The sequence below is a fragment of the Catenulispora pinisilvae genome (assembly GCF_015356865.1).
GTDB lineage: Bacteria > Actinomycetota > Actinomycetes > Streptomycetales > Catenulisporaceae > Catenulispora > Catenulispora pinisilvae.
Genome location: NZ_JAAFZA010000431.1, coordinates 1 through 4,284, shown reverse-complemented (window position 1 = coordinate 4,284; position 4,284 = coordinate 1). Strand labels below are relative to the sequence as shown.

Annotated in this window: 3 protein-coding genes and 1 pseudogene; 3 read left to right on the top strand and 1 reads right to left on the bottom strand. The window is 71.8% G+C overall.

Annotation, left to right across the window (positions count from 1 at the left end):
* The 3 genes from IZR01_RS48410 to holA all read left to right on the top strand — a co-directional run.
* On the top strand, window positions 1-1,172 hold a 1,172-nt coding region (locus IZR01_RS48410), incomplete at its 5' end, for a tetratricopeptide repeat protein (protein WP_228561412.1).
* Between the two features lie 148 nt (window positions 1,173-1,320).
* On the top strand, window positions 1,321-1,902 hold the full coding sequence (locus IZR01_RS48405; protein ID WP_194927807.1) for an HhH-GPD-type base excision DNA repair protein: 582 nt from the start codon (window positions 1,321-1,323) through the stop codon (window positions 1,900-1,902).
* A gap of 186 nt (window positions 1,903-2,088) precedes the next feature.
* Window positions 2,089-3,090, top strand: a complete 1,002-nt coding sequence (holA, locus tag IZR01_RS48400; protein ID WP_228554865.1) for a DNA polymerase III subunit delta — start codon at window positions 2,089-2,091, stop codon at window positions 3,088-3,090.
* A gap of 228 nt (window positions 3,091-3,318) precedes the next feature.
* Here holA and IZR01_RS48395 read toward each other — a convergent pair.
* A pseudogene (locus IZR01_RS48395) lies at window positions 3,319-4,284 on the bottom strand (hypothetical protein); the annotation flags it as partial.

Here is a 4,284-nt window from a genome sequence, read left to right as displayed (position 1 = left end):
GGGCGATGGGGGCGATCATGCTCGGCAACGCCCTGCGGCGGGTGGGCCGGGTGGACGAGGCCATCGCGCTGTGGTCGCAGACGATCAAGGAGGATCCGTCCCAGACCTACCTGGTGGTGGACCTCGCCGAGCTGCTGGCGTACGCCGGGCGCCGTTCGGAGGGGCTGGAGCTGCTGGAGCGGCTGGTGGCCGTCGAGCCGGAGCACGAGAAGGCCGCGCCGGCGCTGCTCGGCATGCGCTTCGAGGCCGACGGCGACACCGGGCACCTGCTGGAGCTCATCGACTACCACCGGGCGCACCCCGAGCACGACTACGCGCGCTACCTGGTCGGCCACCACGTCCAGCGGCTGCCGTGGCTGGGCCGGGTCACCGGCGGCACCGAGGCCTGCACCAACCTGCTGCGGCAGCTGGTCGAGCAGGACAACCTCACCATGGCCGGCGAGATGTCGCTGTCGATCATCGAGCCGCCGAGCGCCATCAACACCCTGCGGCTGGTGATCCCGGAGCTGCGCGTCGGGTTCCTGGAGGTCGGGGACCCCGATCCGCGCCTGCCCGCCGCCGACGTCGAGGTCGCGGTATGGCGGTATGAGGGCCTTGAGGCGGTCCCGGCCGTCGAGCCGCCGTCGGAGCAGGCGGTCGCGCTGGTGCGGGACCTCGCCACGCCGAACTGGTCGGGGCCGACGTCGCTGTACGACCACGCGGTCGCGCTGGCCGGCGTGCCGATATCGGACCTGCTCGGCGTGCTGGCGTACCCGCCGAAGCCGCAGGACGCGCCGTGGCCGGGCGATTTCGCCATGGAGGTTCCGGACTACTGGGTGCGCTCCGTGCAGACGATCGCGTGCGTCGGCATCGCGCATCACCGCACTGACCAGCCGTGGCTGGAGTCGGAGCGGCGGCAGATCCTGGTGCAGTTGCTGCACGGGCCGGAGGACTGGGTCTGCGAGGCGGCCGGGATGGCGCTGGTCGCCGTGGCATGGGCGTTCCCCGAGACGCGGGCGGACATTCTGGAGTGGCTGCTGAACCGGCTGAGCCAGTTCATGCAGGTGGCTGAGAAGCGGGCGGTGACGGTGCTGGGGTCGATGTGCCACCTCGTTCTGGCGTGTCCGTGGCTGGAGCCGAAGGGGCGGGCGTACATCACGGACGTCGTCACGCGGCTGGAGTCCGAGGACTGAGCGCGCAGGCTGTGTGCGCGGAGTGAGTGCGGAGTGAGTGCGCGGGCTACAGGGCTACAGCGCTTCTCCGACGCCTCCGGTGTTCCCGGTGCCTCGAACGGACCAGAACCGCCAGTGGCCCGGCGGCGGTTCTGTCAGGCTGGGGGCTATGGTGACGCTGCATCTGGCCCAGGACCCCGCCGCCGACGCCTTCCTTGAGAAGGACCCGCTCGGTGTGCTTACCGGCCTGCTTCTCGACCAGCAGATTCCGATGGAGAAGGCGTTCGCCGGGCCGTATGTGCTGGCCACGCGGCTCGGGGTGAAGAAGCTGGACGCCGGGCAGATCGCCGACTACGACCCGGAGAAGTTCGTCGCCCTGTTCTCCGAGGTGCCGGCGATCCACCGGTTCCCGAAGTCGATGGCTGAGCGGACGCAGAAGCTGGCGCGGGCCGTGGTCGAGGAGTACTACGGGGACGCGTCGGCGGTGTGGACCGGGGCGAAGGACGGTGCCGACCTGCTGAAGCGGGTCTCGGCGCTGCCCGGGTATGGGAAGCAGAAGGCGCAGATCCTGGTGGCGCTGCTGGGCAAGCAGCTGGGGGTGACGCCGGCCGGGTGGCGGGAGGCCGCGGGGGACTACGGGACGAAGGGGTCGACGCGGTCGGTGGCGGATGTCACTGATGCGGCGAGCTTGGTGAAGGTGCGCGCGTTCAAGAAGGAGATGAAGGCGGCGGCCAAGGCCAAGGAGGGGTAGGCCGCGGCGGCCGGAGCCTGATGGCCGGAGCCTGATGGCCGGAGCCTGATGGCCGGAGCCTGATGGCCGGAGCCTGATGGCCGGAGCCTGATGGCTCGGGGAACGACGGTCCGGGAGTGAAGCCAACGCGGCAGGTCAAGGCCGGGCAATAGGGACTTGTCCCCGCCGCGTGCCATGCTTGTCCCGATGCCAGCCCAAGCCGCCGCCCCGTCCCAGCTCGTCCTCGTCGTGGGGGCCGAGGAACTGCTCGTCGACCGTGCTGTGGCGCGGATCGTCGCCGCCAAGCGTGCCGTTGATCCGGAGACCGAGACGCGGGATCTGACGCCCGGGAACTTCAATCCGGGGACGTTCGCCGAGTTGGTGAGCCCGTCGTTGTTCGGTGAGAGCCGGGTCGTGGTGGTGCGGTCGGCGCAGGATCTGGCCGCTGATGACGTCGCCATGCTGACCAGCGTGCTGGACGGGCTGGCCGAGGAGATCACACTGGTGGTCGTGCACCTCGGCGGGGTGAAGGGCAAGGCGTTGCTGACCGCGGTCGAGAAGGCCGGGGCGGCCCGCGTGGACGTGGCGAAGGTGACCAAGCCGACCGAGCGGATCGCGTTCCTGCGCGAGGAGTTCAAGGCGGCTCGGCGGCAGATCACCGAGGAGGCGGCGCGTGCGCTGCTGGACGCGGTCGGCAACGAGCTGCGGGAGCTGGCCGCCGCGGCGTCGCAGCTGATCGCCGACACCACCGACGATGCCAGGACGCCGATCGATGAGACGGTGGTCGCGAAGTACTACAGCGGGCGTGCGGAGGTGTCCGGCTTCACGGTCGCTGATCTGGCCGTCGACGGCCGGACGGCGCAGGCGTTGGAGCAGCTGCGCTGGGCGCTCGCGACCGGGACGGCGCCGGTGCTGATCACCAGCGCGCTGGCGGCCGGGGTGCGGTCGGTGGCGCGGGTGGCGTCGGCGCCGCGCGGCGCCCGGCCGGCGGATCTGGCGCGCGAGCTGGGGATGCCGCCGTGGAAGATCGACAAGGTTCGGCAGCAGGTGCGCGGGTGGACGCCGGACGGGATCGGGACCGCGTTGCTGGCGGTGGCGGAGGCGGACGCCGCGGTGAAGGGCGGCGGGGACGATCCGGCTTATGCGCTGGAGCGGTGTGTGGTGACGGTGTGCCAGGCTCGGGGGCAGGGCACCGGCGCTCGGGGCTGAGGTGGCGTACGCCGAGGTAGTACAAGCCGAGGTGGCATAGGCTCAGGCAGACAGGCTGAGGCAGTACAAGCCGAGGTGGCATAAGCCGAGGCCGAGGCGGCATGGGCCCAGGCAGCGCAGGCCCAGGCAGCACAGGCCCAGGCAGTGCGAACCGCGTTACCGACCGCCGCCACGCGCCTCAGGCACCCCTAAAGCTCAGCGTGGCCGCGACCGATGACCGCCGGGTGCTTACTTCCCGGGCAGGCGCCCCGTGACCAGCTTGGCGAGGTTCAGCACGTCGGTGTGCGCGCTGGCAGTGGAACCGGGCTCGGTGAACGTGACGGTCACGTCCAGGCCACCGCGCAGCACCTCGATCTTGCAGTGCTGTAGACCGCTGCTCGGGTCGGTCGCGACCTGGATCTCGGTCTTGTCCGAGTTCCCGAGCGCACCCTCGTCCTCGTACGGGGCGTCGGTCGCCAGGGTCGAGGTGTGGCTGAGGAAGTCGGTCTTGGCCTGGCCGCTGTCGCTCTTGTAGTTCGACGCCTGCACCCGCAGTTCGGAGTTGGTCAGGCTGCCCTGCCAGTCCTGGTCGAAGGTGGTGGGGTCGTCGGTGGCGTCGGCGGTCGGCGCGGTGGTGGTGGGCGCGGCCTTGAGGTACTGGGTCGCGTCCGCGTCGGTGACCAGGCTCGCCAGCTGGAAGTCGGGGGCGATGGGGGTGAGCGCGCCGATGCCGCCGCTGCCACCGAGCGTGCCGCCGGTCGCGCCGCCGCTCGAACCGCCTGACGATCCGCCGGAGCCGCCGCTGGAGGCGACGATCGCGATGCCGCCGCCGATCACCACCGCCGCCGCGATGCCGACCGCGGCTATCAGGCCATTGCGGTTCTTCTTGGCCGGCGGGATCGGGACGCCGTAGGGCGGCGAGGGCTGGGACGGCGGCTGCATCCACGGGCTCGCGGCCTGCGAGGGCTGGGTGGGCGGCGACTGGTAGGTCGGCTGGGCCGGTTGCCGCCACTGGTTCGAGGTGACGGACGGGACCGGCTGCGGCGGGGTGGACGGCCCGGATGTCGGGCCGGGGCCGCCGGTCCAGGCGTGCCCCTGCGCGGTCGGGGCCGAGTTCTGGCTCGACGGCGGGCCGGCGACGGGGCCGGATCCCCAGGCGGGTGCGGTGGACTGCGACGCCGGGGTCGGTGCCGGGCCGGAAGCCGAGCCCCAGAC